Below are 420 nucleotides of genomic sequence, written 5' to 3' on the forward strand. Positions count from 1 at the left end.
GACTACGTCGACCTGTATCTGATCCACTGGCCGGTTCCGGCCAAGGACGCGTACACCGAGACGTACAAGGCGTTCGAGAAGATCTACGCCGAGGGCCGGGCCAAGGCCATCGGTGTGTCGAACTTCCACCCCGAGCACCTGAAGCGGCTGCTGGACGAGACCTCCGTGGTCCCCGTCCTCAACCAGATCGAGCTGCACCCCCAGCTCCAGCAGGCCGAGGCGCGCGCCTTCCACGCCGAGCACTCCATCGCCACCGAGGCATGGTCGCCGCTGGGCCAGGGCAAGGGCCTGCTGGAGGTGCCGACGGTCGTCGCCATCGCCCAGAAGCACGGCCGCACCCCCGCCCAGGCGGTCCTGCGCTGGCACCTCCAGACCGGCAACATCGTGATCCCGAAGTCCGTGACCCCGGCGCGGATCGAG

Annotated in this window: 1 protein-coding gene; it reads left to right on the plus strand. The window is 68.6% G+C overall.

Translation table 11 applies throughout. The features are described 5' to 3' along the window. Positions 1-420 (plus strand): aldo/keto reductase (locus tag RM844_RS33065; protein ID WP_311671116.1); only part of this gene is annotated, 420 nt, incomplete at both ends.

It is taken from the genome of Streptomyces chisholmiae, assembly GCF_031845445.1.
Taxonomy (GTDB): domain Bacteria; phylum Actinomycetota; class Actinomycetes; order Streptomycetales; family Streptomycetaceae; genus Streptomyces; species Streptomyces chisholmiae.